Source organism: Pseudosporangium ferrugineum (assembly GCF_003002065.1).
In the GTDB taxonomy this organism is placed as follows: domain Bacteria; phylum Actinomycetota; class Actinomycetes; order Mycobacteriales; family Micromonosporaceae; genus Actinoplanes; species Actinoplanes ferrugineus_A.
The window spans coordinates 847,914-870,146 of sequence record NZ_PVZG01000001.1 but is presented as its reverse complement, the minus strand read 5'-3'; the positions used below and the strand labels follow the sequence as shown (position 1 = coordinate 870,146).

General features: G+C 73.4%; 25 protein-coding genes. 14 read left to right on the top strand and 11 right to left on the bottom strand.

Annotation, left to right across the window (positions count from 1 at the left end; translation table 11 throughout):
- The first annotated feature begins 107 nt into the window (after nucleotides 1-107).
- Nucleotides 108-938, top strand: a complete 831-nt coding sequence (prcA, locus tag CLV70_RS03745) for a proteasome subunit alpha (RefSeq protein ID WP_106124859.1) — start codon at nucleotides 108-110, stop codon at nucleotides 936-938.
- Nucleotides 939-981: 43 nt separating this feature from the next.
- On the opposite strand, the gene CLV70_RS03740 is transcribed toward prcA, so the two are convergent.
- Together CLV70_RS03740 and rfbB are read right to left on the bottom strand one after the other, a co-directional pair.
- Nucleotides 982-1,581 carry a hypothetical protein gene (locus CLV70_RS03740; RefSeq protein WP_106124858.1) on the bottom strand — a complete coding sequence of 200 codons (600 nt, stop codon included), beginning with the start codon at nucleotides 1,579-1,581 and terminating at the stop codon, nucleotides 982-984.
- A 28-nt stretch (nucleotides 1,582-1,609) separates the two neighbouring features.
- Nucleotides 1,610-2,584, bottom strand: coding sequence for a dTDP-glucose 4,6-dehydratase (gene rfbB, locus CLV70_RS03735; RefSeq protein WP_106124857.1), 975 nt, complete (start codon nucleotides 2,582-2,584; stop codon nucleotides 1,610-1,612).
- 118 nt (nucleotides 2,585-2,702) lie between these two features.
- Here rfbB and pafA point away from each other — a divergent pair, with 118 nt between their 5' ends.
- From pafA to CLV70_RS03720, 3 genes are read left to right on the top strand one after another with little or no spacing between them, the layout of a single operon-like run.
- Nucleotides 2,703-4,061 (top strand): Pup--protein ligase, encoded by a 1,359-nt coding sequence (gene pafA / locus CLV70_RS03730; protein ID WP_106124856.1) that lies wholly within the window; start codon nucleotides 2,703-2,705, stop codon nucleotides 4,059-4,061.
- A 26-nt stretch (nucleotides 4,062-4,087) separates the two neighbouring features.
- Complete coding sequence (locus CLV70_RS03725; RefSeq protein WP_106124855.1) at nucleotides 4,088-4,309, top strand: hypothetical protein; 222 nt, start codon at nucleotides 4,088-4,090, stop codon at nucleotides 4,307-4,309.
- 51 nt (nucleotides 4,310-4,360) lie between these two features.
- The gene (locus tag CLV70_RS03720) at nucleotides 4,361-5,017 is read left to right on the top strand and encodes an O-methyltransferase (protein WP_106124854.1); all 657 of its coding nucleotides are present in this window, start codon (nucleotides 4,361-4,363) and stop codon (nucleotides 5,015-5,017) included.
- Here the strand turns inward: CLV70_RS03720 and CLV70_RS03715 are convergent.
- Together CLV70_RS03715 and CLV70_RS41965 are read right to left on the bottom strand one after the other, a co-directional pair.
- Nucleotides 5,006-6,091, bottom strand: a complete 1,086-nt coding sequence (locus tag CLV70_RS03715) for a DUF3866 family protein (RefSeq protein ID WP_106124853.1) — start codon at nucleotides 6,089-6,091, stop codon at nucleotides 5,006-5,008. The two genes, CLV70_RS03720 and CLV70_RS03715, sit on opposite strands and share 12 nt — an antisense overlap.
- Before the next feature lie 10 nt (nucleotides 6,092-6,101).
- Nucleotides 6,102-6,518, bottom strand: a complete 417-nt coding sequence (locus CLV70_RS41965) for a cation transporter dimerization domain-containing protein (protein ID WP_342750350.1) — start codon at nucleotides 6,516-6,518, stop codon at nucleotides 6,102-6,104.
- A 90-nt stretch (nucleotides 6,519-6,608) separates the two neighbouring features.
- On the opposite strand from CLV70_RS41965, the gene CLV70_RS03705 reads away from it, so the two are divergent.
- The 7 genes from CLV70_RS03705 (at nucleotide 6,609) to CLV70_RS38935 (ending at nucleotide 11,516) form a co-directional block, all read left to right on the top strand.
- Nucleotides 6,609-7,604, top strand: a complete 996-nt coding sequence (locus tag CLV70_RS03705) for a helix-turn-helix transcriptional regulator (RefSeq protein ID WP_106124852.1) — start codon at nucleotides 6,609-6,611, stop codon at nucleotides 7,602-7,604.
- Complete coding sequence (locus tag CLV70_RS03700; protein WP_106124851.1) at nucleotides 7,601-8,587, top strand: helix-turn-helix transcriptional regulator; 987 nt, start codon at nucleotides 7,601-7,603, stop codon at nucleotides 8,585-8,587. The genes CLV70_RS03705 and CLV70_RS03700 overlap by 4 nt, the downstream gene beginning before the upstream one ends.
- A gap of 10 nt (nucleotides 8,588-8,597) precedes the next feature.
- Nucleotides 8,598-8,888 carry a hypothetical protein gene (locus tag CLV70_RS03695; protein WP_158277695.1) on the top strand — a complete coding sequence of 97 codons (291 nt, stop codon included), beginning with the start codon at nucleotides 8,598-8,600 and terminating at the stop codon, nucleotides 8,886-8,888.
- Nucleotides 8,889-9,035: 147 nt separating this feature from the next.
- The gene (gene tatA / locus CLV70_RS03690) at nucleotides 9,036-9,374 is read left to right on the top strand and encodes a Sec-independent protein translocase subunit TatA (RefSeq protein WP_106124849.1); all 339 of its coding nucleotides are present in this window, start codon (nucleotides 9,036-9,038) and stop codon (nucleotides 9,372-9,374) included.
- 6 nt (nucleotides 9,375-9,380) lie between these two features.
- On the top strand, nucleotides 9,381-10,343 hold the full coding sequence (gene tatC, locus CLV70_RS03685) for a twin-arginine translocase subunit TatC (RefSeq protein WP_106124848.1): 963 nt from the start codon (nucleotides 9,381-9,383) through the stop codon (nucleotides 10,341-10,343).
- Nucleotides 10,340-11,251, top strand: a complete 912-nt coding sequence (locus tag CLV70_RS03680; protein WP_425440108.1) for a diacylglycerol kinase family protein — start codon at nucleotides 10,340-10,342, stop codon at nucleotides 11,249-11,251. Before tatC ends, CLV70_RS03680 begins: the two co-directional genes overlap by 4 nt.
- A 70-nt stretch (nucleotides 11,252-11,321) precedes the next feature.
- Nucleotides 11,322-11,516 (top strand): hypothetical protein, encoded by a 195-nt coding sequence (locus CLV70_RS38935; protein WP_146163944.1) that lies wholly within the window; start codon nucleotides 11,322-11,324, stop codon nucleotides 11,514-11,516.
- A 30-nt stretch (nucleotides 11,517-11,546) separates the two neighbouring features.
- Here the strand turns inward: CLV70_RS38935 and CLV70_RS03675 are convergent, their stop codons facing one another.
- On the bottom strand, nucleotides 11,547-12,287 hold the full coding sequence (locus tag CLV70_RS03675) for an HAD family hydrolase (protein WP_106124847.1): 741 nt from the start codon (nucleotides 12,285-12,287) through the stop codon (nucleotides 11,547-11,549).
- Nucleotides 12,288-12,377: 90 nt separating this feature from the next.
- On the opposite strand from CLV70_RS03675, the gene CLV70_RS03670 reads away from it, so the two are divergent.
- Nucleotides 12,378-15,158 (top strand): DEAD/DEAH box helicase, encoded by a 2,781-nt coding sequence (locus CLV70_RS03670; RefSeq protein WP_106125038.1) that lies wholly within the window; start codon nucleotides 12,378-12,380, stop codon nucleotides 15,156-15,158.
- 204 nt (nucleotides 15,159-15,362) lie between these two features.
- Here the strand turns inward: CLV70_RS03670 and CLV70_RS03665 are convergent, their stop codons facing one another.
- Nucleotides 15,363-16,364: a LacI family DNA-binding transcriptional regulator gene (locus tag CLV70_RS03665; RefSeq protein WP_106124846.1), complete on the bottom strand. Its 1,002-nt coding sequence runs from the start codon at nucleotides 16,362-16,364 to the stop codon at nucleotides 15,363-15,365.
- A gap of 60 nt (nucleotides 16,365-16,424) precedes the next feature.
- On the opposite strand from CLV70_RS03665, the gene CLV70_RS03660 reads away from it, so the two are divergent.
- Nucleotides 16,425-17,237: a phytanoyl-CoA dioxygenase family protein gene (locus CLV70_RS03660; RefSeq protein ID WP_245907994.1), complete on the top strand. Its 813-nt coding sequence runs from the start codon at nucleotides 16,425-16,427 to the stop codon at nucleotides 17,235-17,237.
- Here the strand turns inward: CLV70_RS03660 and CLV70_RS03655 are convergent.
- Complete coding sequence (locus tag CLV70_RS03655) at nucleotides 17,234-17,608, bottom strand: VOC family protein (protein WP_106124844.1); 375 nt, start codon at nucleotides 17,606-17,608, stop codon at nucleotides 17,234-17,236. The two genes, CLV70_RS03660 and CLV70_RS03655, sit on opposite strands and share 4 nt — an antisense overlap.
- Before the next feature lie 120 nt (nucleotides 17,609-17,728).
- Between CLV70_RS03655 and CLV70_RS03645 the strand changes: the two genes are divergently transcribed.
- Complete coding sequence (locus CLV70_RS03645) at nucleotides 17,729-18,733, top strand: inositol monophosphatase family protein (RefSeq protein ID WP_245907993.1); 1,005 nt, start codon at nucleotides 17,729-17,731, stop codon at nucleotides 18,731-18,733.
- Nucleotides 18,734-19,072: 339 nt separating this feature from the next.
- On the opposite strand, the gene CLV70_RS03640 is transcribed toward CLV70_RS03645, so the two are convergent.
- The 4 genes from CLV70_RS03640 to CLV70_RS03625 form a co-directional block, all read right to left on the bottom strand.
- Entirely contained in the window at nucleotides 19,073-19,525 is a 453-nt protein-coding gene (locus tag CLV70_RS03640) for a DUF1707 SHOCT-like domain-containing protein (protein WP_106124843.1), read from the bottom strand.
- Between the two features lie 154 nt (nucleotides 19,526-19,679).
- Nucleotides 19,680-19,970 carry a cold-shock protein gene (locus CLV70_RS03635; RefSeq protein ID WP_106124842.1) on the bottom strand — a complete coding sequence of 97 codons (291 nt, stop codon included), beginning with the start codon at nucleotides 19,968-19,970 and terminating at the stop codon, nucleotides 19,680-19,682.
- Nucleotides 19,971-20,254: 284 nt separating this feature from the next.
- Nucleotides 20,255-20,971 (bottom strand): FHA domain-containing protein, encoded by a 717-nt coding sequence (locus tag CLV70_RS03630; protein WP_106124841.1) that lies wholly within the window; start codon nucleotides 20,969-20,971, stop codon nucleotides 20,255-20,257.
- Nucleotides 20,968-22,233, bottom strand: a complete 1,266-nt coding sequence (locus CLV70_RS03625; protein WP_106124840.1) for a vWA domain-containing protein — start codon at nucleotides 22,231-22,233, stop codon at nucleotides 20,968-20,970. The genes CLV70_RS03630 and CLV70_RS03625 overlap by 4 nt, the downstream gene beginning before the upstream one ends.

Here is a 22,233-nt window from a genome sequence, read left to right as displayed (position 1 = left end):
ACCGCGCCCGGCCCCGTCCGGGCCGCGCGTGCCCCGGCGCCGCGCCGGACCTCGTTCCCGCCCTCCGTTCACATCCGTCGTCCCGGTCATCGAAGGAGTAGCCACCCGTGGCCATGCAGTTCTACGCCTCACCCGAGCAGGTCCAGCGCGACCGCTCGGAGTACGCCCGCAAGGGCATCGCCCGCGGCCGCTCCGCCGTCGTGCTCACGTACGAGGGCGGCATCCTGCTGGTCGCCGAGAACCTCACCTCGCTGCGCAAGATCAGCGAGCTCTACGACAAGATCGGCTTCGCGGCCGTCGGCCGCTACAACGAGTTCGAGAGCCTGCGCCGGGCCGGCGTGCGGATGGCCGACCTCAACGGCCTCGCGTACGACCGGCGCGACGTGACCGGCCGCGCCCTCGCCAACGCGTACACGCAGACGCTCGGTGCCATCTTCTCGGAGACGCAGAAGCCGTACGAGGTGGAGATCTGCGTCGCGCAGGTCGGTGCCACCCCGGAGGCCGACGAACTGTACCGCATCACCTACGACGGCTCGGTCATGGACGAGCCCGGCTTCATGGCGATGGGCGGCTCGGCGGAGGCCATCTCCACCGTCCTCAAGGAGCGCCACGACGTGGCCGCCGACCTGCCGACCGCGCTCGCGCTGGCGGTCAAGGGCCTCGGCAGCGTCGGCGGCGAGAACGGCGCCGCCCGCGAGCTGGGCGCCTCCCAGCTCGAGGTGGCCGTCCTCGACCGGCAGCGCAAGGGCCGGGCGTTCCGGCGGATCGCCGGGGCGGCGCTGGAGTCGCTGCTCGGCGGCGGCAAGGACGAACCGGAGCCCGAGGTGGGCGAGGCCGGCGACACCGCGCCGCCGGCGCCCGGCGAGGACAAGCCGACCGTGTCCGCGGCCTCGGTCGACCTCGAGGGCAAGCCGGACGACGACGACAAGAAGGACTGACGGCCGTTCACGGCCGGGCTGCGGTGGGCCCGCCAGGACTGGCCTAGCGCGGCGCTCGGCCGCGCTCGGCCAGCCAGGCGCCGAACTCGTCCGGCCGGCTGACGCCGTGGTCGAGCACCGCCGTGTAGATGTCCACCCCGCCGATCTCGTCCGGGTAGGCGGGGTGGCGGTGCCACACGTCCTTGATGCGGAGCACGGCCAGGCGCTGCTCGCCGGTGATCCGCCGGCTCAGGTCCTCGTGCCACGCGGGGATGTTCAGGTGCGGGTCGTGCAGCCACAGCGTGAGGTCGATCCGCCAGGTCTCGCCGGCGTGCAGGACCGTGATCGGCACGTGGTACCGCTCGTCCCGCCGTTGATCGGTGGGGGCGCGCGGGCCGCGTTCGTCGCTGTACTGCAGGCCGACCACGCCCGGGCGCTCGACGATCCGGCGCATCAGGTCGAGCACGTCGACGGGCCGGAAGTCCGCGCCCACGTGCAGCATCAGGTCCAGATCGCGCCAGCACATGAGGCCGGAGACCACGCTGCCGGCCGGGACGAGCGGGCCGATGCCGGCCACCAGTGTCGCGAGGTCCAGGCCGGTGAGGACCGTCGCGGCCTCGGCCTGGAGGGCGGCCTGGCGGACCAGGTGCGGGTGTGCGGACATGGTGGGATTGTGCCGTACCGGCCGGGGCTCAGTCGCCGAGCAGGGGACGCCACCAGTCCTCGTTGTCGCGGTACCACCGGACCGTCTCCGCCAGGCCGGTGCTGAAGTCGATCGCGGGGCGGTAGCCGAGTTCCTCGCGGAGGCGGGTGTCGTCGAGGGCGTACCGGTGGTCGTGGCCCTTGCGGTCCGGCACGTGGTCCACCCGGTCCCAGCCGGCCCCGCACGCGTCGAGCAGCAGCCCGGTCAGCTCCTTGTTCGTCAGCTCGTCGCCGCCGCCGACGTGGTACACCTCGCCTGGGCGGCCGGCGGTGAGCGCCAGCGCGGTCGCGCGGCAGTGGTCCTCCACGTGGACCCAGTCGCGGATCTGGGTGCCCTCGCCGTACAGCGGGACGTTCCGGCCGCTCAGCAGGTTCGTCACGAAGCGGGGGATCAGCTTCTCCGGGTGCTGGTACGGCCCGTAGTTGTTGGCGCAGCGGGTCACGGTCACCGGCAGTCCGTGCGTACGGAAGAAGGCCAGCGCCAGAAGGTCCGCCCCCGCCTTGGTCGCCGCGTAGGGGGAGGTCGGCGCCAGCGGGGTCGCCTCCGTCCACGTGCCCGACGCGATCGAGCCGTAGACCTCGTCCGTGGACACCTGGACGAACTTCTCGACGCCGTGCCGCAGCGCGGCGTCCAGCAGCACCTGGGTGCCCAGCACGTTGGTGGTGGCGAACTCGGCCGCACCCCGGATCGAGCGGTCGACGTGGGACTCCGCCGCGAAGTGGACCACGTGGTCGTGGCGCGGCAGGACCGAGGCGACCAGCGCCGTGTCGCAGACGTCGCCGGGGACGAAGTCGAGGCGTTTGCTGTGCGCCACCGGGCCGAGGTTGGCGAAATTGCCCGCGTACGTGAGCTTGTCGAGGACGGTGACCCGCGCGCCCTCGAGGCCCGGCAGGGTGTCCGCGAGGACCGCCCGCGCGAAGGCCGAGCCGATGAAGCCGGCGCCGCCGGTGACCAGAAGATTCATCAGGTCCGCAGTGTATCCGCAGGTCGGGGGCCTGCGGATGAAGATCGCCACGCTGCGCTGCGGTGAAAGGGCGCGTTGTCACTGCCGCTCGGAGGCCTTGTGAGGCTAGTGTTTCGTCATGGAACGGCGAATTTTCGGCCTCGAAACCGAGTACGGAGTCACGTGCACCTACCGGGGGCAGCGGCGGCTGTCGCCCGACGAGGTGGCCCGCTACCTGTTCCGCCGAGTGGTGTCCTGGGGACGCAGCAGCAACGTCTTTCTCCGCAACGGTGCCCGCCTCTACCTCGACGTCGGCTCCCACCCCGAGTACGCGACGCCCGAGTGCGACTCCGTCACCGATCTGGTGGCACACGACCGCGCCGGGGAGCGCATCCTCGAGGGCCTGCTCGTCGACGCCGAGAAGCGGCTGCACGACGAGGGGATCGCGGGTGAGATCTACCTGTTCAAGAACAACACCGACTCGGCCGGCAACTCGTACGGCTGCCACGAGAACTACCTCGTGTCGCGGCACGGCGAGTTCGGCCGCCTCGCCGACGTGCTCATCCCGTTCCTGGTCACCCGGCAGCTGATCTGCGGCGCCGGCAAGGTCCTGCAGACGCCGCGCGGCGCGGTGTTCTGCCTGTCGCAGCGCGCCGAGCACATCTGGGAGGGCGTCTCCAGCGCCACCACCCGGTCGCGGCCGATCATCAACACCCGCGACGAGCCGCACGCCGACGCCGAGCGCTACCGGCGCCTGCACGTCATCGTCGGCGACTCGAACATGAACGAGGTCACCACGCTGCTCAAGGTCGGCAGCGCCGACATCGTGCTGCGGATGATCGAGGCCGGCGTGGTCATGCGCGACCTCACGCTGGAGAACCCGATCCGGGCCATCCGCGAGGTCAGCCACGACGTCACCGGCCGCCGCAAGATCCGGCTGGCCAACAACAAGGAGGTCAGCGCCCTCGAGATCCAGCAGGAATACCTGGCCAAGGCGACCGAGTTCGTCGAGCGGCGCGGCGGCGACCAGACCGCCAAGCGGGTCGTCGAGCTGTGGGGCCGGGTGCTCAACGCGATCGAGAGCGGCGACCTCGACCCGGTGTCCCGGGAGATCGACTGGGTGTCGAAGCTCAAGCTGATCGAGCGCTACCAGGCCAAGCACGACATCCCCATGTCGCACCCGCGGATCGCCCAGCTCGACCTGGCGTACCACGACGTGCGCCGCGGCCGGGGCCTGTACGCGCTGATGGAGAAGCGTAAGCAGGTCGACCGCATCTCCAACGACCTGGAGATCTTCGAGGCCAAGGAGACGCCGCCGCAGACCACGCGGGCGCGGCTGCGCGGCGAGTTCATCCGGCACGCGCAGGAGAAGCGGCGCGACTTCACCGTCGACTGGGTGCACCTCAAGCTCAACGACCAGGCGCAGCGGACCGTGCTGTGCAAGGACCCGTTCCGGGCGTACGACGAGCGGGTGGAGCGCCTGATCGCGAGCATGTGAGCCGGGAGGGCTAGGCTGGCCGGGCTATGACTTCAGCGTCGCACGAGCCCGGCCAGGACCCGCCCGCGGACAAGCCCGGCCGCTCGGTCGAGGACTTCCTCCGCGCCCGCGCCGAGCGTCGCCGGGAGCGCATCCGCGGGCAGCTCGCCCGGGACCGCCAGGGCGACCACCTGGTGCCCACGTGGGTCATGGCGGTCGCCGTGGCCGCGATGGTGCTCGGCTGGCTCTACCTCGTGATCTCCAGCTGACCCCCGCGCGGGGTTTTGCCCGCGCGGGCGGGATCGGCGAGGCTGGCCGGTATGGCTGACATCATCGCTCCCGCGCTCAGCGACTACCTGCTCGCCCACTGCACCCCCGCGGACGACGTCCTCCGCGAGCTCGCCGCCGAGACCAGGGCCGCGTTCCCGGACGCCGCCGGCATGCAGATCTCCCAGGACGAGGGGGAGCTGCTCACCATGCTCGTGCGGCTGACCGGCGCGCGTACGGCGGTCGAGGTGGGCGTCTTCACCGGCTACTCGGCCATCTGCATCGCCCGGGGGCTGGCGCCGGGCGGGCGGCTGCTCGCCTGCGACGTCTCCGAGGAGTGGACGACGGTGGCGCGGGCGTACTGGAAGAGGGCCGGCGTCGACGACCGCATCGACCTGCGGATCGCCCCGGCCGTGGAGACCCTGCGGGCGCTGCCCGCCGGCCCGGTCGTCGACTTCGCGTTCATCGACGCGGACAAGACCGGCTACCGGGCGTACTACGAGGAGCTCGTCCCGCGGCTGCGGCCCGGCGGCCTGATCGTGCTCGACAACGTGCTCCAGCGCGGCCAGGTGGTCGCGGCCGGCACGCCGACGGCCGCCGTCGCCGCGATCCGCGAGGTGAACGACCTGGTCGTGGCCGACGAGCGGGTCGAGTCGGTGATGCTGCCGGTCCGTGACGGCGTCACCCTGATCCGCAGGCTAGAGAGCTAGCAGCGAGGCCGCGTGCCGGCCGGCGACCGCCGCGGAGACGAAGTAGGCGTGGTCCTCGGCCAGCCCGCGGCCCATCGTCGACAGGGTGACCGGGCTCGCCTGCAGTGCCGCGTCGAGGCCGTCGGTGGCGACCTCGACCACGCTGTGCAGGACCTTCAGCGGGGCGAGGGCCTCCGAGACGTCCCGGGCCAGGTCCACCGGCAGGTCGGCCGGCACCGGCAGGTCGGCGGGGACCAGCGCGACCTTTCCGTACGCGGTGAGGCTGTGGTGGGAGACCCCACGGTGCCGGGGCCGGCCGTCCCCGTCCGAGATGCGCAGCGAGCCGACGGGCCGCCCGCCCAGCGCCACCGTCGCGTTGACCGCCTCGCCGAGGGCCACGCCGGAGAAGCCCCAGGGCGTACCCGTGCCGAGGTTGCCCGGCCCCTGGGCGACGATCGCGACGTCGGCGCCGAGCACGTGCCGGGCCGCCAGCAGGCCGGTGTGGACCGTGCTCGCCTCCAGGTCGCCGCCGAACGCCTGGCCGGTGGTGACCGTGCCGGCCAGGTGGTCGCGCAGGCCGTCCAGGGTGCGGGAGAACCAGGCGGGCAGGGCACCGCCGTCGGTCATGACGTAGGCGACCCGGGCGTCGGGCCGGTCGGCGTGGACACCCGCGAGGATCGCCGGCAACGCCGAGTGCAGGTCCGCGGTCACCACCGGCATGTCGTCGATGCCGGTCGCCTCTGCCAGCGCCTCCCGGTGCGGCGAGGCCTCCTCGTCCACGCCGAGCAGGATCGGCTGCAACGGCGTGTAGCGGGCCTTGACCAGGTGGCCCGAGTCGCGCGTCGTGCCGTCGTCGGCCGGGTCCGGCGGCAGCCGGTCGGGCAGGGCCACGACCAGGGCGTAGCCGCCGGTGCCGAGGCCCATCACCAGGGCACCCACGTTGAGCAGCACCCGGTCGCCGGGCTCCGGGGCGCCGGTCAGCTCCGGGTACGCGAGCGCCCTCAGCGGGCCGTCCCCGGTGGCGACCTCCAGCTCGATCGCGCCGCGCCACTTCCGGCGTACCGAAGAAACCGTTCCTGACCGCCAGCGCACCATGGCGGCGACCCTATAGGTCCACCCCGCCGTCGCGGTGATTGCGTCCGGCGCGGCCGCGCGTCGGGTCGAGGAAGACGTAGCGGATGCCCGGGTAGCGGGCCCGCAGCCGGCGCTCCGCCTCGTCCGACGCCTCCTCGATCCGGGCGCCGGTGACGTCGTCGTCGAAGTCGACCTTCGCCGCGACCAGGATCTCGCCGGGCCCGAGCTGCATGGTCAGCAGCGTCGGCACCGCCGTCACGACCGGGATGGCGGCCAGGTCGTCGGCGATCTGGTTGGCCAGCCCGGCGAGGACGACCGTGCCGACGCTCTCGTTCCCACCGCCGTCCGGCTCGGCGGGAGCGGGCAGCGCGGCCGCGCCGGCGAGCCCGACCGGCGGCTCGTCCCGGGGGTTTTGAGTGGTTTCCGCGGTGGGGGAGGTCTCGGGCACGGCAGAGTGCTTCCCCCGGGTGGCGGGAGATAACCGTCCCCGCGATCCGCATGCCGCCATAGGCGACGCCGGGCTGCTAGCGTTTCGGTCGTGTCGCGGACCCGTACCGAGCGCCTGGTGAACCTGGTGATCTGTCTGCTGTCCACGCGACGGTTCCTGACCGCCGCGCAGATCGCCGCGACCGTGCCCGGGTACGAGCACGATCCCGAGGACCCGCGCGACCACGAGGCCTTCCAGCGCAAGTTCGAGCGGGACAAGGCGGAGCTGCGGGAGCTGGGCGTACCGCTCGAGACCGGCCTGGCCAGCGCGTTCGACACCGAGCACGGCTACCGGATCGCGCACCGCGAGTACGCCCTGCCCGACATTCCGCTCGAACCGGACGAGGCCGCCGCCGTGGGCATCGCCGCCCGGCTGTGGCAGCACGCCGGTCTCGCCGCCGCCGCGTCCTCCGGCCTGGCGAAGCTGCGGGCGGCCGGCGTCGAGGTGGACCCGCAGGCGACCCTCGGCGTCGAGCCGGTGGTCACCGTCGACCCGGCGTTCGCGCCGCTCACCGGGGCGGCCCGGGCGCGGCGGGCGGTGACGTTCTCGTATCGCGTGCCCGAGGTCGACGAGCCGTCCACCCGCCGGCTCCAGCCCTGGGGCGTGGTGTGCTGGCAGGGCCGCTGGTACGTGGTCGGCCACGACCGCGACCGGGACGCCACCCGCTGCTTCCGGCTGTCCCGCATCGTCGGGCCGGTGCGGGCCGTGGGGCCCGAGGGCGCCTTCACACCCCCGGAGAACACCGACCTGATCAGCCACGTCGCGAGCTTCTCCGGGCCGGCCGAACGCACCGGCCGGGCCACGGTCGTGGTGCGTCCGGGCCGGGCGGCGGGACTGCGCCGGCTGGCCGTGGAGACCGTCCCGGCCCCGGGCGGCGACCGGCTCACGATCCCGTACTCCGACGTCGAGTGGCTGGCGTCACGGCTGGTCGGCTACGGCGCCGAGGTGCGCGCGGACGGGCCGCCGGAGCTGCGCGAGGCGGTCATCCAGCAGCTCAAGGAGGTCGTCGCCCGGCACGAGCCGGCCCCGGCGGGAGTGCCGTCGTGACGCCGCAGCAGCGCACCCCGGCCGGTCGCGCCTCCGCCGACCGGCTCGGGCGGCTGCTCAACCTGGTGCCGTACCTGCTGGCCCGGCCGGGGATCGCGGTCGCGGAGGCGGCGGCCGACTTCCGGATCACCGAGCGGCAGCTGCGCGAGGACCTGGAGCTGCTCTGGGTCTGCGGGCTGCCCGGCTACGGCCCCGGCGACCTCATCGACATGGCCCTCGACGGCGACCGGGTGACGATCACCTACGACGCGGGCATCGACCGGCCGCTGCGGCTCAATCCGGACGAGGCCCTCGCGCTGGTGGTGGCGCTGCGGATGCTCGCCGAGACCCCGGGCATCGGCTCGCGGGACGCGATCGAGCGGGCGCTGGCCAAGATCGAGAGTGCGGCCGGCGACCTCGGCGACGCGCCGGTGACCGTGCGCCTGCCGGCCAACAGCGAGCGGCTCGACGCGATCCGGGCCATCGTGGAGCGCCGGCACGCCATGGGCATCACCTACTACACCGCCGCGCGCGACGAGACGACCGAGCGGGTCATCGACCCGATGCGGGTGCTCATGGTCGGCAACCGGGCTTACCTGGAGGCGTGGTGCCGGCGCGCCGAGGGCACCCGGCTGTTCCGCATCGACCGCATCGACGCCTTCACCGAGCTGGACGAGCCGGCCGCGCCGCCCGCGAAGGCGGTGCCGCACGACGTCCGCGACGGCGTGTTCCACCCCGGGCCGGACCTGCCGCTGGTCACGCTGCGGGTGGGCCGCGGCAGCCGCTGGATCACCGAGTACTACCCGTGCGAGGAGGTCCGCCGCGACGGCGACGAGTGGGTGGTGACGATGCGGGTCACCGACCTCGGCTGGGCGCAGCGCTTCCTGCTCGGCGTGGGCCCCGACGTGACGGTGGTCGGGCCGGCGGCGCTGGTCGAGCGGATCCGGGCACAGGCCACGACGGCGCTGGACCAGTACGCGGCGCCGGCCCCCGGCACGCCCTAAGCTGTCCGCCATGGTGTTGTGGATCGTGCTCGCGGTAGTGGTGTTCGCCCTGGTGATCCTCGGGGCGGCGATCCTGTCCGTGGTGGGCCGGTTGCGCGGTCTCGACCGGGCGCTGCGCAAGCTGCTGCGCCGGCAGGAACAGGCGGAGAAGCTCCAGGAGAAGGCCCTCGTCCTCCAGACCACGGTGGAGGGCCTCCAGCAGCGGGCGGAGGTGGCGCAGGGCCAGGTCGCCGTCATCAAGGCCGGGCGCGGCGCGGCTGACGGTAAGCACTCTTTACAGAGCGTCCCCGCCCCGTGGTAGCGTGCGGCGTTCCCGGCCCGTTGTCCGAAAATTCCTCGGACCGGCTGCCAAACAAACAGGTCCGGCAGGGGTCACTCCCAGCATCGACACGTACGATGGACCCCGCACCATCCGGAAAGACCGTGATCCCACCGACTGGAGTTCTCCATGGGCGCCCTCAAGCCATGGCACATCGCCGTCTTCGTTGTCGTGCTCGTGCTGCTCTTCGGCGCGAAGCGCCTGCCTGACGCCGCCCGGTCGCTCGGCCGGTCCCTGCGGATCATCAAGGCCGAGACCAAGGGCCTGGTCGACGACAACAACGTGGCCGAGAAGGCCGAGCCGCAGTACGCGCGCGAGCCGCTACACCCCAACGAGATCCACCAGCCGGGTGCCCCGGGCTACCAGCCGCCGAACGGCTACCAGCAGCAGGGCCAGGCGTACCAGCAGCCGCAGCAGCCGCCGGCGCAGCCGTACGTCGACCCGGTGCAGCGCACGAACGACCGCTGACCGGCCGTGGCCATCGCCCTGCGCCGCCGGGGTCCGAGCAAGTTCGAGCAGGCCGCCGACGGCTCGATGACCCTGATCGAGCACGTCCGGGAGCTGCGTAACCGCCTGTTCTGGGCCTCGCTCGGGATCATCGCCGGCCTGATCGTCGGGTTCATCGTCTCCCGGCAGGTCTTCGAGCTGCTGTCGGTGCCGTATTGCGACCTGCCGTCGTCCTGGGTGACCAACGGCGAGGGCCAGCGGCAGTGCACGTTCCTCACGCTCGGCGCCACCGACCAGCTGGTGCTGCGCCTGAAGGTCGCCCTGTGGGTCGGCCTCATCGTCGGCGCCCCGGTCTGGCTCTACCAGCTGTGGGCGTTCATCGCCCCGGGGCTGCACCGCCACGAGCGCAAGTGGGCGTACATCTTCGTGGCCATCGCGGCGCCGCTGTTCGCCGGCGGCGCGATCCTCGCCTACTTCGTGATCGGCCACAGCCTGGCCTTCATCATGGAGGCCGGCGTCCTCGGCAGCCCGACCCAGCTCGAGGTCACCAGCTACACCGGCTTCGTCACCAACATGATCCTGATCTTCGGGGCGGCGTTCGAGTTCCCGTTGATCCTGCTCATGCTGAACTTCACCGGCGTGGTGACGGCGAAGCGGCTGCTGAGCTGGTGGCGGATCGTCGTCTTCCTGTCGTTCGCCTTCGCGGCGATCGCCACGCCGGACCCGGGCCCGTTCGGCATGACGCTGCTGGCGCTGTGCATGACGCTGCTCTACTTCGTCGCCGTCGGGGTGGCCGCGCTCAACGACCGGCGCAAGGGCCGCGGCAAGGAGATCTACGGCGACCTCGACGACGACGAGGTCTCCTCGCTGGAGGAGGAACGCGTCCCGGTCGGGGTCTCGGACCGCGTCGACGCGCCCGCACCGGTGGAGGCACCGGAGCCGGTGGCGAAACCGCTGCCGCTGGAGAGCCGCTTCGACGACATGACCTGACCGCGGTGACCCGCAGCGACGACATCGCGGTGCTGGCCAACCCCCGTGCGGGGCGCGGCCGGCACCGCGGTCTGCTTCCGGCCGTGCTCGACCGGCTCGGGGCCGGGGGCCGCCCGGTGCGCCTGCTCCCCGCGACCACCGCCGGCGAGGCCGAGGCGGCCTGCCACCGGGCGATCGCCGAGGGAGCCGCCGCCCTGGTCGCCGCGGGCGGCGACGGCACGGTGCACTGCGCGCTGCAGGCCGTGGCGGGCGGCGGCACGCCGTTCGGGGTGGTGCCCGCCGGGACGGGCAACGACTTCGCGGCGGGTGCCGGCGTACCCCCGGATCCGCTCGGGGCCGCGGAGGCGATCGCGGCCGCGCTGCGCGACGGGCGGGACCACCCCCTCGACCTGGCCCGGGTGACCACCGCCGAGGGCGGCGTGCGCTGGTTCGGCGCCGTGCTCGCCGCCGGCTTCGACGCGATCGTCAACGAGCGTGCCAACCGGCTGCCGTGGCCCCGCGGCCCGCGCCGCTACGACCTCGCCATCCTGCTCGAGACCGCCCGGCTGCGCTCGCGCCCCTACCGCCTCGTCCTCGACGGCGAGGACCGCAGCTTCGAGGGCGTGCTCGCGGCGGTCGGCAACTGTCCCAGTTACGGCGGTGGCCTGCGCATCTGCCCCGGCGCGGACCCCGCCGACGGCCTGCTCGACGTCGTCGTCGCCGCGCCGCTCGGCCGGGTCGCGCTGGCCCGGCTCAAGCCCCGCCTGCGGCGCGGCACCCACGTCACCGACCCGCTGGTCACCACCTACCGGGCCCGCGAGGTGCGGATCGACACGCCCGGGATCATCGGGTACGCGGACGGCGAACGTCTCGCCCCGCTGCCGCTGGTGATCGGCTGCGAACCGGGAGCCGTCCGGTTGCTGCGCTGAGCACGGGGTCAGCGCCCGCTCCGCCGGGCCGAACGGAACGGTGGAAGCCACGGAAGACGCGGGAGGCAGCATGTCGGTCGGTTCGCTCAGCGCCAGCACGATCTCCAGCGCCTACCTCGGGGCCGCCGACGCCTCAGCGGCGAAGAAGGCGCCCGAGGGCGGCGAGGCACCGACGGTCGCGGACCACGTGGCGGCGCAGGACGAGCACGAGCCGATCCGCAGCGTCAACGCCACGATGGGCACGCTGGTCGACACCTACCTCTGAGGTGCCGGCGCCCGTCGCCGGGCGCCGGGCTCACGCGCAGCCGGCCAGGGCCAGGGTGGCGCCGAGGCCGTTCGGGCGGCCCGGCTCGGCGGCCGGCAGCACCAGCGCCGCGCAGCCGGCCTGCACCGCGCCCGCGTCGGCCGGGCTGTCGCCGACCATCAGCGTGCGCTCCGGGTCGACCCCGAGCATGCCGCAGGCCCGCAGGAAGATCGCCGGGTCCGGCTTGGTGCGGCCCACCTCGTAGGAGAGCGCGTACGCGTCGACCAGGCCGTCCAGGCCCCACGCGGCGAAGTGCGGGCGGATGTCGAAGCCGATGTTGCTGACCACCCCGACCTTCACCCCCGCCTCGTGCAGGATGCGCAGGGTGGGCAGGGTGTCCGCGTACGGGAGCCAGCCCTCGGGGACGAGCAGGCGCTCGTACAGGGCGTCGGGCAGGCCCTCGACGTTCGTGGTGACCGTGGCGGCGAGGCCCGTGTAGGCGGCGCGGTGGCTGTGTTCGTACAGATCGCGGTCGGCCCAGTGCTCGGCCAGATGGATCGGCACCCGGTGCGGCAGCGGCCCGCCGGCGCGCCCGGCGGTGACCAGCCGGTCGGCCAGGATCGTCGCCCTGCCCCGGTCCAGCTCGGCGCCGCAGGTGGCGGCCGCGGCGGTCACCCACGCGACCGGCTCCTCCACCTGGGCCAGCGTGCCGTGGAAGTCGAAGAGCACGGCGTCCACCTGACGGTGCGACGGGGGAGCGGTCGATTCGGCGGCATCCGGCACGCCGTGCACGATACCCAGGCGCCCGCGGGCGGCTGTCGGCAACCGCCCGGGGAGCCATGACCTTCGTTGTTGTCGGACCCACGCATTAGCCTTGTGGTCATGACGAGCCCCGCCGAACGCTACGCGGAGTCGAGAAGGCGGGCGGCCCGTGCGGCCGAGTTCCCGGCCCTGGACGACTTCATGCTGGACGTCGGCTTCGACCTGGACGATTTCCAACGACAGGCCTGCGAGGCCCTCGAGCGGGGCAGCGGCGTGCTGGTCTGCGCCCCGACCGGCGCCGGCAAGACGGTGGTCGGCGAGTTCGCCGTCCACCTCGCGCTGCGCGCCGACGGCTCCGGCGTGCGGCGCAAGTGCTTCTACACCACGCCCATCAAGGCGCTGTCCAACCAGAAGTACCACGACCTCGTCGAGCGCTACGGCGCCGACCAGGTCGGCCTGCTGACCGGCGACAACGTCATCAACGGCGACGCGCCCGTGGTGGTGATGACCACCGAGGTGCTGCGCAACATGCTCTACTCGGGCTCGGCCAGCCTCCAGGGCCTGGCGTACGTGGTCATGGACGAGGTGCACTACCTCGCCGACCGCTTCCGCGGCGCGGTCTGGGAAGAGGTGATCATCCACCTCCCGGCATCGGTGACCCTCGTCTCGCTCTCCGCGACGGTCAGCAACTACGAGGAGTTCGCCGACTGGCTCGTCACCGTGCGCGGCCAGACCGAGGTGGTGGTCAGCGAGCACCGGCCGGTGCCGCTCTGGCAGCACATGCTGGTCGGCAAACGGATGTTCGACCTGTTCCACGACGCCGACGCGGCCCGCAAGCACGACGTCCACCCCGAGCTGCTGCGCTACACCCGCGAGATGCTGCGCCGGCTGGAGCTCACCGACCGGACGGCGGGGCCGGGCTGGCACAGCCGCAGCGGCCGGCCCCGGCGCTGGCAGCCGCCGCCGCGCGCCGAGGTGGTCGACCGGCTGGACCGCGCCGGGTTGCTGCCCGCGATCCTGTTCATCTTCAGCCGGGCCGGCTGCGACGCGGCCGTGCAGCAGTGCCTGGCCGGCGGCCTGCGCCTGACCGACCCCGACGAGCGCGCCGAGATCCGGTCGATCGCCCAGGCCAAGGTGGCCGGCATCCCGGCCGAGGACCTGTCGGTGCTGGGCTACTGGGAATGGCTCGACGGGCTCGAGCGGGGCGTCGCGGCCCACCACGCCGGCATGCTGCCCGCGTTCAAGGAGGCCGTCGAGGAGTGCTTCGTGCGGGGCCTGGTCAAGGCGGTGTTCGCCACCGAGACCCTGGCGCTCGGCATCAACATGCCCGCCCGCTGCGTCGTCCTCGAACGCCTGGTGAAGTTCAACGGCGAGGCGCACGTCGACCTCACCCCGGGGGAGTACACGCAGCTCACCGGGCGGGCCGGCCGGCGCGGCATCGACGTCGAGGGGCACGCGGTGGTGCTCTGGAGCCCCGAGGTCGACCCGCGGCACGTCGCCGGGCTCGCCTCGACGCGTACCTATCCGCTGCGGTCCAGCTTCCGGCCGTCGTACAACATGGCGGTCAACCTGGTCGGGTCGGTGGGCGCGGAGAAGTCCCGTGACCTGCTCGAGTCGTCGTTCGCCCAGTTCCAGGCGGACCGCTCGGTGGTGGGGCTGGCCCGGCAGGTGCAGCGCAACGTGGACACGATGGGGACGTACGGCAAGGACTCGACCTGCCACCACGGCGACTTCGACGAGTACTTCGCCATCCGGGTGGCCATCGCCGACCGGGAGCGGGCGCTGGCCCGGCAGGGCGTCTCCCAGCGCCGGGCCGCGGCGGTGTCCTCCCTGGAGAAGCTGCGGGTCGGCGACGTGATCCGGGTGCCGCAGGGCCGCCGCGCCGGCCTCGCGGTGGTGCTCGAACCGCCGGCCGGGGGCTTCGGCGAGCCCCGGCCGCTGGTGCTGACCCAGGACCGCTGGGCCGGGCGGGTCGGTCCCGCGGACTTCCCGGGCACGGTCGACGTGCTCGATCGCGTACGGGTGCCGAAACACTTCAACCACCGGTCGCCGGCCGCGCGCCGGGACCTCGCCGCCACGGTCAGCGCCACCGGCCTGGACCGGCACGAGCGGGCCGGCGGCCGGCGCGGGCGCAACCGGGGCGCGCCGGGGGAGGATGCCGAGGTCGCCCTGCTCAAGGTGCAGCTGCGGCAGCATCCGTGCCACGCCTGCCCCGAGCGCGAGGACCACGCCCGCTGGGCGGAACGCCGGCACCGCCTCGAACGCGACACCGAGGCGCTGCGTGACAAGGTCGCCGGGCGGACGGGGTCGCTGGCCCGTACGTTCGACCAGGTCTGCGCGGTCCTCACCGAGCGGGGCTATCTTTCGCCGGACGGCGAGGTCACCGACGCCGGCCGGATGCTGGGCCGCATCTGGACGGAGGCGGACCTGCTCGTCGCCGAGTGCCTGCGCCGCGGGGTGTGGGACGGCCTCGCCCCCGAGGAACTCGCCGCCGCGGTGTCCATGGTGCTCTACGAGTCCCGCCGCGAGAGCGACGAGCGGGCCTCGGTCCCCAAGGGTCCGGCCTCCGACGCCGTGGACGCCTGCCACAAGCTGTGGGCGGAGATCGAGTCGCAGGAGGCGTCGCACGGGTTGTCGCTGACCCGGGAGCCGGACGCGGGCTTCGTCTGGCCGATCTACCGCTGGGCCCGCGGCGAACCGCTGGCCCGGGTCCTGGCCAGCGGCCACAACTACGACGCGGACATGCCGGCGGGCGACTTCGTCCGCTGGGCCCGCCAGGTCCTCGACCTCCTGGCCCAGCTCCGTGACGCCTCGGCGGCATCGGCGGAACTGCGCGAGACGGCCCGCAAGGCGATGACGACGATCAACCGGGGGGTCCTGGCCTACCAGACGGCCCTGTGACCCCACCCGGCGCCGGAGCGGCGGTGGCGGCCTCGTCCGGTGCCGGAGCGGCGGTGGTGACTCCGTCCGGTGCCGGGGCGATGGGGTGGCCCCGTCCGGTGCCGGGGCGGTGGTGGTGACCCCGCTCGGCGCCGGAGCCGCGGCGGTGATACCGCAGGCCGGTCGGCACCTCGGCGTCCTGCTGCCGCTGATGGAGGCGCTCGGTCAGGTGCTGTCGCGCACCGTCAGGGCGTACGGAATGACGATGCGCCGGGCCGGCGCGGCGCGATCTCCCGTGAGCCGGTCCGCGAGGCAGGCCAGCGCCTCCCGGGCGATCGCCGTCTTGTCGGGCGAGACCGTGGTCAGGGACGGGGTCGCGTACCGGCCGTCCTCGACGTCGTCGAAGCCCGCCACCGCGAGGTCCGCCGGGATGCGCAACCCCGCACGCAGCGCGGTCTGCATCGCGCCGAGCGCGAGCTGGTCGCTGAAGCAGAAGACCGCATCGACCGGGGTCCCGGCGTCGAGCAGGCGCCGCATGCCGTCGGCGCCGTCGGCGCGGTGCAGGCGTTGCACCGCGATCTCCAGGGCCGGATCGGCGGCCACGCCCGCCTCGGCCAGCGCCCGCCGGTAGCCCGCGACGCGCCGGGCCGCCGTGCCGTTCTCCAGGTGGGGTTGCAGGCCCAGGGCGGCGATCCGGCGGCGGCCCCGGTCGATCAGGTGCCGGGTGGCGTCGCGCGCGGCGGCGACACTGTCGACCGCGACGTGGTCGAGCAGGCCGTCCGCGTCCTGCTCGCCGAGCAGCACCACGGGTACGGCGTCCGGCCGGCGCCGCAACTCGGCGGGGGAGAGGGACCAGGGGCTGAGCACCAGGCCGTCGACGACCTGACCGCGTACGCCCCCGAGCAGGCCGCGCTCGTGCTCCGCGTCGCCGCCGGTCTGCTGGACGAGCAGCATCCACGAGTGCTTCTCGGCCTCCTCGACGAGCAGGCCGGCCAGCTCCCCGAAGTACGGCGAGGCGATCTCCGGGATGGCCAGCGCGACCAGGCCGGAGCGTCCGCCGCGCAAGTGGCGTGCCGCGGCGTTGGGACGATACTGCAGCTCGTCGATCGCGGCCTGGACCCGCGCCCGGGTCTCCGGGGCGACCAGCGCGAAGCCGCTGACCACGTTCGACACCGTACGGACGGACACGCCGGCCCGCTCGGCCACCTGACGCAGGCTCGCGCTCATGATGAAAACCCTACCGGCTCCGCTTGCAACGTTGCATGCCACGTTGCAATGATGAATTGCATGACTGATCCGGGAGCAGCCGCCAGGGAAGCGATCTACCGCGACGGCATCACCGCATGCCGCGGGGCCTTCACCACCGAGTGGGCCGACACCATGCGCGAGGACATCGACAAGGCGTTCGCGGAGGCGATCAACCGGCCCGGCGGCGCCGTCGGCCGCGGCCCCCGGCGCTACTACGTGGAGATCCACCCCGAACAGCTGCGCGGCTTCGTCGACCTCGTCACCCACCCGTGGGTGACCGCCGTCTGCGAGGCGGTCCTCGGCCCGCGGTACGAGATCGTCGAACTCGGCTTCGACATCCCGTTCGCCGGCGCCGTCAACCAGCCGTGGCACCGGGACTTCCCCATGCCGGAGATCACCCGCGAGACCCGGGTGCTGGACTCGCTGGCGTTCAACCTCACCGCCGTGGACACCGAGGAGGACATGGGCCCGTTCGAGATCGCCCCGGGCACCCACTTCGACGACGAGCCGGAATTCGGCCACGGCATGTTCCCGCCCAAGCCGTTCTACCCCCGCTACGAGGAACGCGCCGTCCGCAAATACCCCCGGCGCGGCGACATCTCGGCCCGGTCCGCCCTCACGATCCACCGCGGAACGCGCAACGAGTCCCAGAAATCCCGCCCGGTCCTCGTCCTCGGCGTGGACGCCCCCGGCGGCGTCAACGGCCAACGCCACGACACGGCCGTCACCCGAGGCTACTGGGATTCGCTGCCCCAGCAGGTCCGCGACCACCTGCACTGCCCGGTCGTCGACGTGCTCACCCCCATCACCCAGAAGCACACCATCGAGGGCCTGGTGATGGGCGAGGCTTAGGGGAAGCCGCGCGCCTCGGCGTCGAACAGGGCAGGATCACTGTGCACCGGGATCACGCACAGCAGATGGCCACCCGGAGCCCGCAGGATCCGGCACCCCTGCCACCGGTTCACCTCCACCGCCCCCAGCGCCGTCAACCGGGCCGTCTCGGCATCGACGTCATCGGTCTCGATGTCGACGTGGTAGCGCGGCGTGTCGTCGACCCGCTGCACGCCCGCGACCAGCTTGGGCAGTGCCCCGTGCAACATGATGAACTGCTCCTCGTGCGGCTCCGGAACGGCCGGCACACCCAGCGCGGCGGACCAGAAGGCCGCGGCGTCGTCGGCGTCCGGGGTGTCGATGAAAAGCCCGTACAGGCGGCTGCGATGCATGAACGTGACTGTATCGGCCGGTGAGAGCGGTCCGGGGTTTGTCCACAGCGGCGGGATACGGGCCGGCTGTTCGTCCACAGCGGCCGGGCGTGGCCCGGTCGGATCGGGCAGGATGGGTCCGTGCTCAGTGACCTTGATGTTGCCCGCGAGGCGGCCCGCGCCGGCTCCGCGGTGGCGCTCAGACACTTCGCGGCGCTGGCCGATCTGCCCCGCGAGACCAAGCCGGACGGCAGCGTGGTGACGGCCGCGGACAGGGAGACCGAACTGGCGATCCGGGAGCTGCTGCGCCGCGAGCGCCCCGGAGACACGGTGCTGGGCGAGGAGGGCGGGACGGTGACCGGCTCGCCCGGCCCGGCTCAGCCGGGCGGCCCTTTTCCGCCGGGCGCCCCACTTCGGCCGGGCGGCTCATTTCAGGCGGGTGGCTCTGCTCAGGTGGGCGGCTCTGCTTCGCCGGGTGGCACTGCCTCGCCGGGTGGTACTGCCCAGCCGGGTGGCACTGCCCAGCCGGGTGGCACTGCCCAGCTGGGTGGCTCTCTTCAGCCGGGTGGTGCGGTTGTCGGGGAGGGGCGGCGGCGATGGATCGTGGATCCGATCGACGGCACCGCCCTGTTCGTCTCCGGCGACGACCGCTGGCTCGTGCTGGTGGCCCTCGAGGAGGACGGCAAGATCGTCGCCGCGGCGGCCGCGGTGCCCGCGCAGGGCACGCTCTGGTGGGCGCGCCGCGGCGGCGGCGCCTACCGCTCGAACCTTGACGGTACGGCGGAAAAGCGCGTCACCGTGGCCACGGGCCGCCCGGACACGTTGGAAGGCGCGGAGGTCGGCGTGGTCCCGGCCCCACCGAACTACTTCGAGTCCGACCGGCTCATCGCGGCCCCGCTGGTGGAGCATGCGACCGCCGTCGAGTGGGACGTGCACGCGCCGCTGCTGGTGGCGGAGGGAAAACTCGACCTGGCGGTGCAGACCCGCGGGCAGATCTGGGACTTCGCGGCCCCGTCCCTGATCGTGACCGAAGCAGGCGGCGCCTACGGCGGTGCGGACGGAATCCGGGGACCCGGCCCGGGAACCTCGCTGTACGCCCGCAGCCCGGCGCTGTGGAAGGAGGCCCACCGCGCCCTGTGGGGGTGAGCGCTGGAGGCTGCGTCGGCCGAACGCCCGCCGAGCCGGACACGGAGAACGAACCTGGGCGACGTGCGAACCGCGCGCGCCGCGCCCGGGGGCGGGACGCGCCACGCGCCGGGGGCGGGACACACGTGGGGCCGGAGTGCGACGAGCCGCGCGCGCCGCGCCTGGGGCGGGCCGAGCCACGCGCGCCGGGGCCGGGGGCGAGCTACGCGCGCCGCGCTGAGGGCGGGCCGAGCGGCGCGCGCTGGGCCGAGGGCGGGGCGAGCCACGCGCGCCGGGGCCGAGGGCGAGGGCGAACTACGCGCGTCGTGCCGGGGGTGGGACGAGCCACGCGCGCCGCGGTCAGGGGCCGAGTTCGGTGCGGGCGGCGAAGATGAGGGCGGCGACCGCGCCGAGGGACAGGACGATGCTGATGATGCCGAGGACGCGGCCGATCAGGGCCGGGCCGACTCCGTGGGCGCCGCGGCCGCGGGTGCTCAGGATGATGGCCACGATGCCCAGCAGGCCGCCGATCAGGCAGAACGACAGGGGTACGGCCATCAGGCCCAGGATCAGGGCGCCGCGGCCCGCGCTGCGGTCCGGGGGTGTCGGTGGGGCGGCGTTGCGCGGGTCCCATTGGAGCCGGGGTGGCAGGTCCTGGATCTGGGCCTGGAGGTCCGACGCGTACGTGGCCGTGCTCACCGCCACGATCCGGGTGTCGTAGCCGGACTCGGACAGGTGGCCCTCGGCGAGCGCCTGGTTCAGCAGGTCGATCACCTGGGTTCGGTGCACCGTACCGATGCGCTCGTCCTTCATCGCGGCCCGACGGTATCGCGCCGCCGGGCCGGTCCGCGGGGAAATGGGTGACCCCGGCTGAACGGACGCCCGGGAGGGGACCTGGGAGGGCGAGCGGGCCAGGCGGCGCCGGGGCGGGCGGCGGCGGGCGAGCAGGCGGCGCCGGGTAAAGGAATCAGTCGAAGTCGAGGCGGAGGGTGCTGGTGAAGGCGGCCGACGGCTCGCCGGGTGTGGGCGGCTTGGGGCGTTCGGGGCCGGTCCAGATGGCTGTGGTGCGGTAGGCGTAGCCGTCCTGGGAGGCTTGTTCGAACTCGAAGGTGACCTGGTCGGTGCCGGTCAGAGTGAGGTAGCCGTCGCTGAGGATGCTGCTGAAGTGGGTCCAGCAGCCGCCCGGTGTGTCGGGGGAGTCGATGATGCCCCAGCCCTCGTCGTCGTGCCAGGCCCGCACGGTGCCGTTGCTTGTCACGGCTTGAGGATGGCACACGGCGGCGGGCGTGGCTTCGACGGCACGGTGATCGACGGCCGGGCGAAGAGGGCGGGCCGGGTGGAGGCTGGCCGGCAGCAAAGCAAGGCCGCGGGCAGACGGCCGCGGCCGCCGGGCGGCGGACGGCGGACGGGCAGAGGGGCGGTGGTGGGCGGGCGCCGGCGGGCAGAGGGCGATGGTGGGCGGACGCCGGCGGGCAGAGGGTGGCGGGCGGACGCCGGCGGGCAGCGGGCGGGCAGGGGGCAGCGGACGGGCAGGGGGCGGCGTTATGACGGGGCGTGGACCGTGATGGTGGTCCAGGCGCCGACGTGGACACGGTCGCCGTTGGTGAGGGGGCGGGTCTGGCCTGCCGTCAGGGGTTTTTGTTCGTCGTTCAGGTAGGTGCCGTTGGTCGAGCCCAGGTCCGACAGAAGCCATACCCCGTCGACGCTGAAGGTGAGGAGGGCGTGGCTGTGGGAGACGCCCGGGTCGTCGTCGGCGAGGTCGATCTCCGGGTCGGTGCCCTTCGAGGTGCTGCGGCGGCCGATGCGGAGCTGAGGTGGGGGGAGGGTGATCGTGCGGGTTCTCGGGTCCGCCGGGAAGTCGGCGCCCTCGACCGCGTTGGCGTCGTAGTATTCGCGGTCCGCCGCGATTGTTGCCGTCCATGCCGCCGCGGGGGCCGCCGGGGCCGGGGACGCCGGCGGGGTCGTCAGGACCGGGATCTTGCCGGTGTGGTGGTCGAAGCCGCAGTCCTCGCAGAAGCGGCCGGTCCCGGGGTGCGGGGCGCCGCAGTGCGGGCAGGAGCCGGCGGTGGGTGCCGCCGCGGCGTCGGCCGGGGCCGACAGCCCGGGAGCCGGCGCGGCGCCGGTCGGGGGCGACAGCGACGGAGCCGATGCGGCGCCGGTCGGAGGCGGCAGGGCGGCACCGGCTATCTTCGCGCCGCACGTGTCGCAGAAGTCGTCGGTGGTGGAGGCGTGACCCTTCGGGCAGGCGTACGTGCTCACTGCGCCCGTCCCACCCGTACGGTCTTGGTCGAGCGGGTGTCCAGGGCCATCTCGTCGGCCGCGTCCACCTTGCGGCGCAGGCGTACGGTGCCCGTCGCCGCGTCCTCGATCTCGACGACCGTGGCCAGCAGTTCCTCCGTCGCCTTGTTGCCGCTCTCGTGGGCGAGCTGGGCCGCGCGGCCGAACTTGAGGGTGGCCGTACGGTCGTCGCCGGCCTTGCGGGCCTCGATCCCGGCCTGGATGGCGTCGGCGAGCTCGGCCTGCCCGGTGTAGTGGGCGACCTGCCGGTTGATCCGGGTGGACAGCGCCGCGTCGTCCGTCCACACCGCACGGACCAGGCACTGGGCGTGCACGGTCTCACCCTCCACGACGGACACCCGCGCCGCGAGCATCTCGTCGCCGGCCGCGCCCGCGGTCACGTCGATGCACACGTGGTAGTCGCGGCTCTCCGAGCCCCAGGCCCCCAGCGGGTAGCGGCCGGCGCGGGGGCCGTCCTCCGTACGCTTGCCCGTCAGGTCGGTGACCTGGGGTTCGACCTGCTTGACGAAGCGGACCGTGGAGTTCACCGGGGTCCACACCTTGAGCTGCACGTCGGCGCTGGTCTTGCCCATCGCCGCGGTCATCATCTGCTCGAACGCCGCGGCGAGGTCCTGCGGGCGGGCCACGATGTCGACCGAGCCGAGCATCGCGGTGGCGATCTTGCGCAGCTCGGAGACCTGCCAGCTGGTGCCGATGCCGCGGCAGTCGCAGGTGAACGAGCCGCCGATCTCCTGGAGCACGTTCTCGAGGTAGCCGCGGTACTCGCCGTTCTCGCCGTCGGTGAGCAGGATCGCGTGCTGGATGTCGCCGGGGCGCTGGGCGAACAGCTGGTGGGCGAGCTTGAGCCAGGCGCCCATGGCCGTACCGCCGTTGGCCTGGAGCCGGTCGATGGCGCCGACCGCCTGGGCGCGGATCTCCGGGGTCGCCACGGCGAGCTGGCCGGGGGCGGGGAAGAGCTGCTGGGCGGTGCTGACGCCGGCGATGATGGCGAAGCGGACGCCGTCGTCGATGCAGTTCACCGCGGCCTTGGCGGCCTGGCGGGCGGCGACCATCCGGCCCTCGGCCTGCATGGAACCGGAGCAGTCCACGATGATGATCTCGGTCGCCCCGGCCGTGCGCCGTCCGCCCTCCGCGCCGGACGACGTCACGGTGACGATCGCGTTGACCTCGGTCGCGCCCAAAGCGAGGAACTCGTTCTGGAACGCCTCGGCGGTGTATGCCAT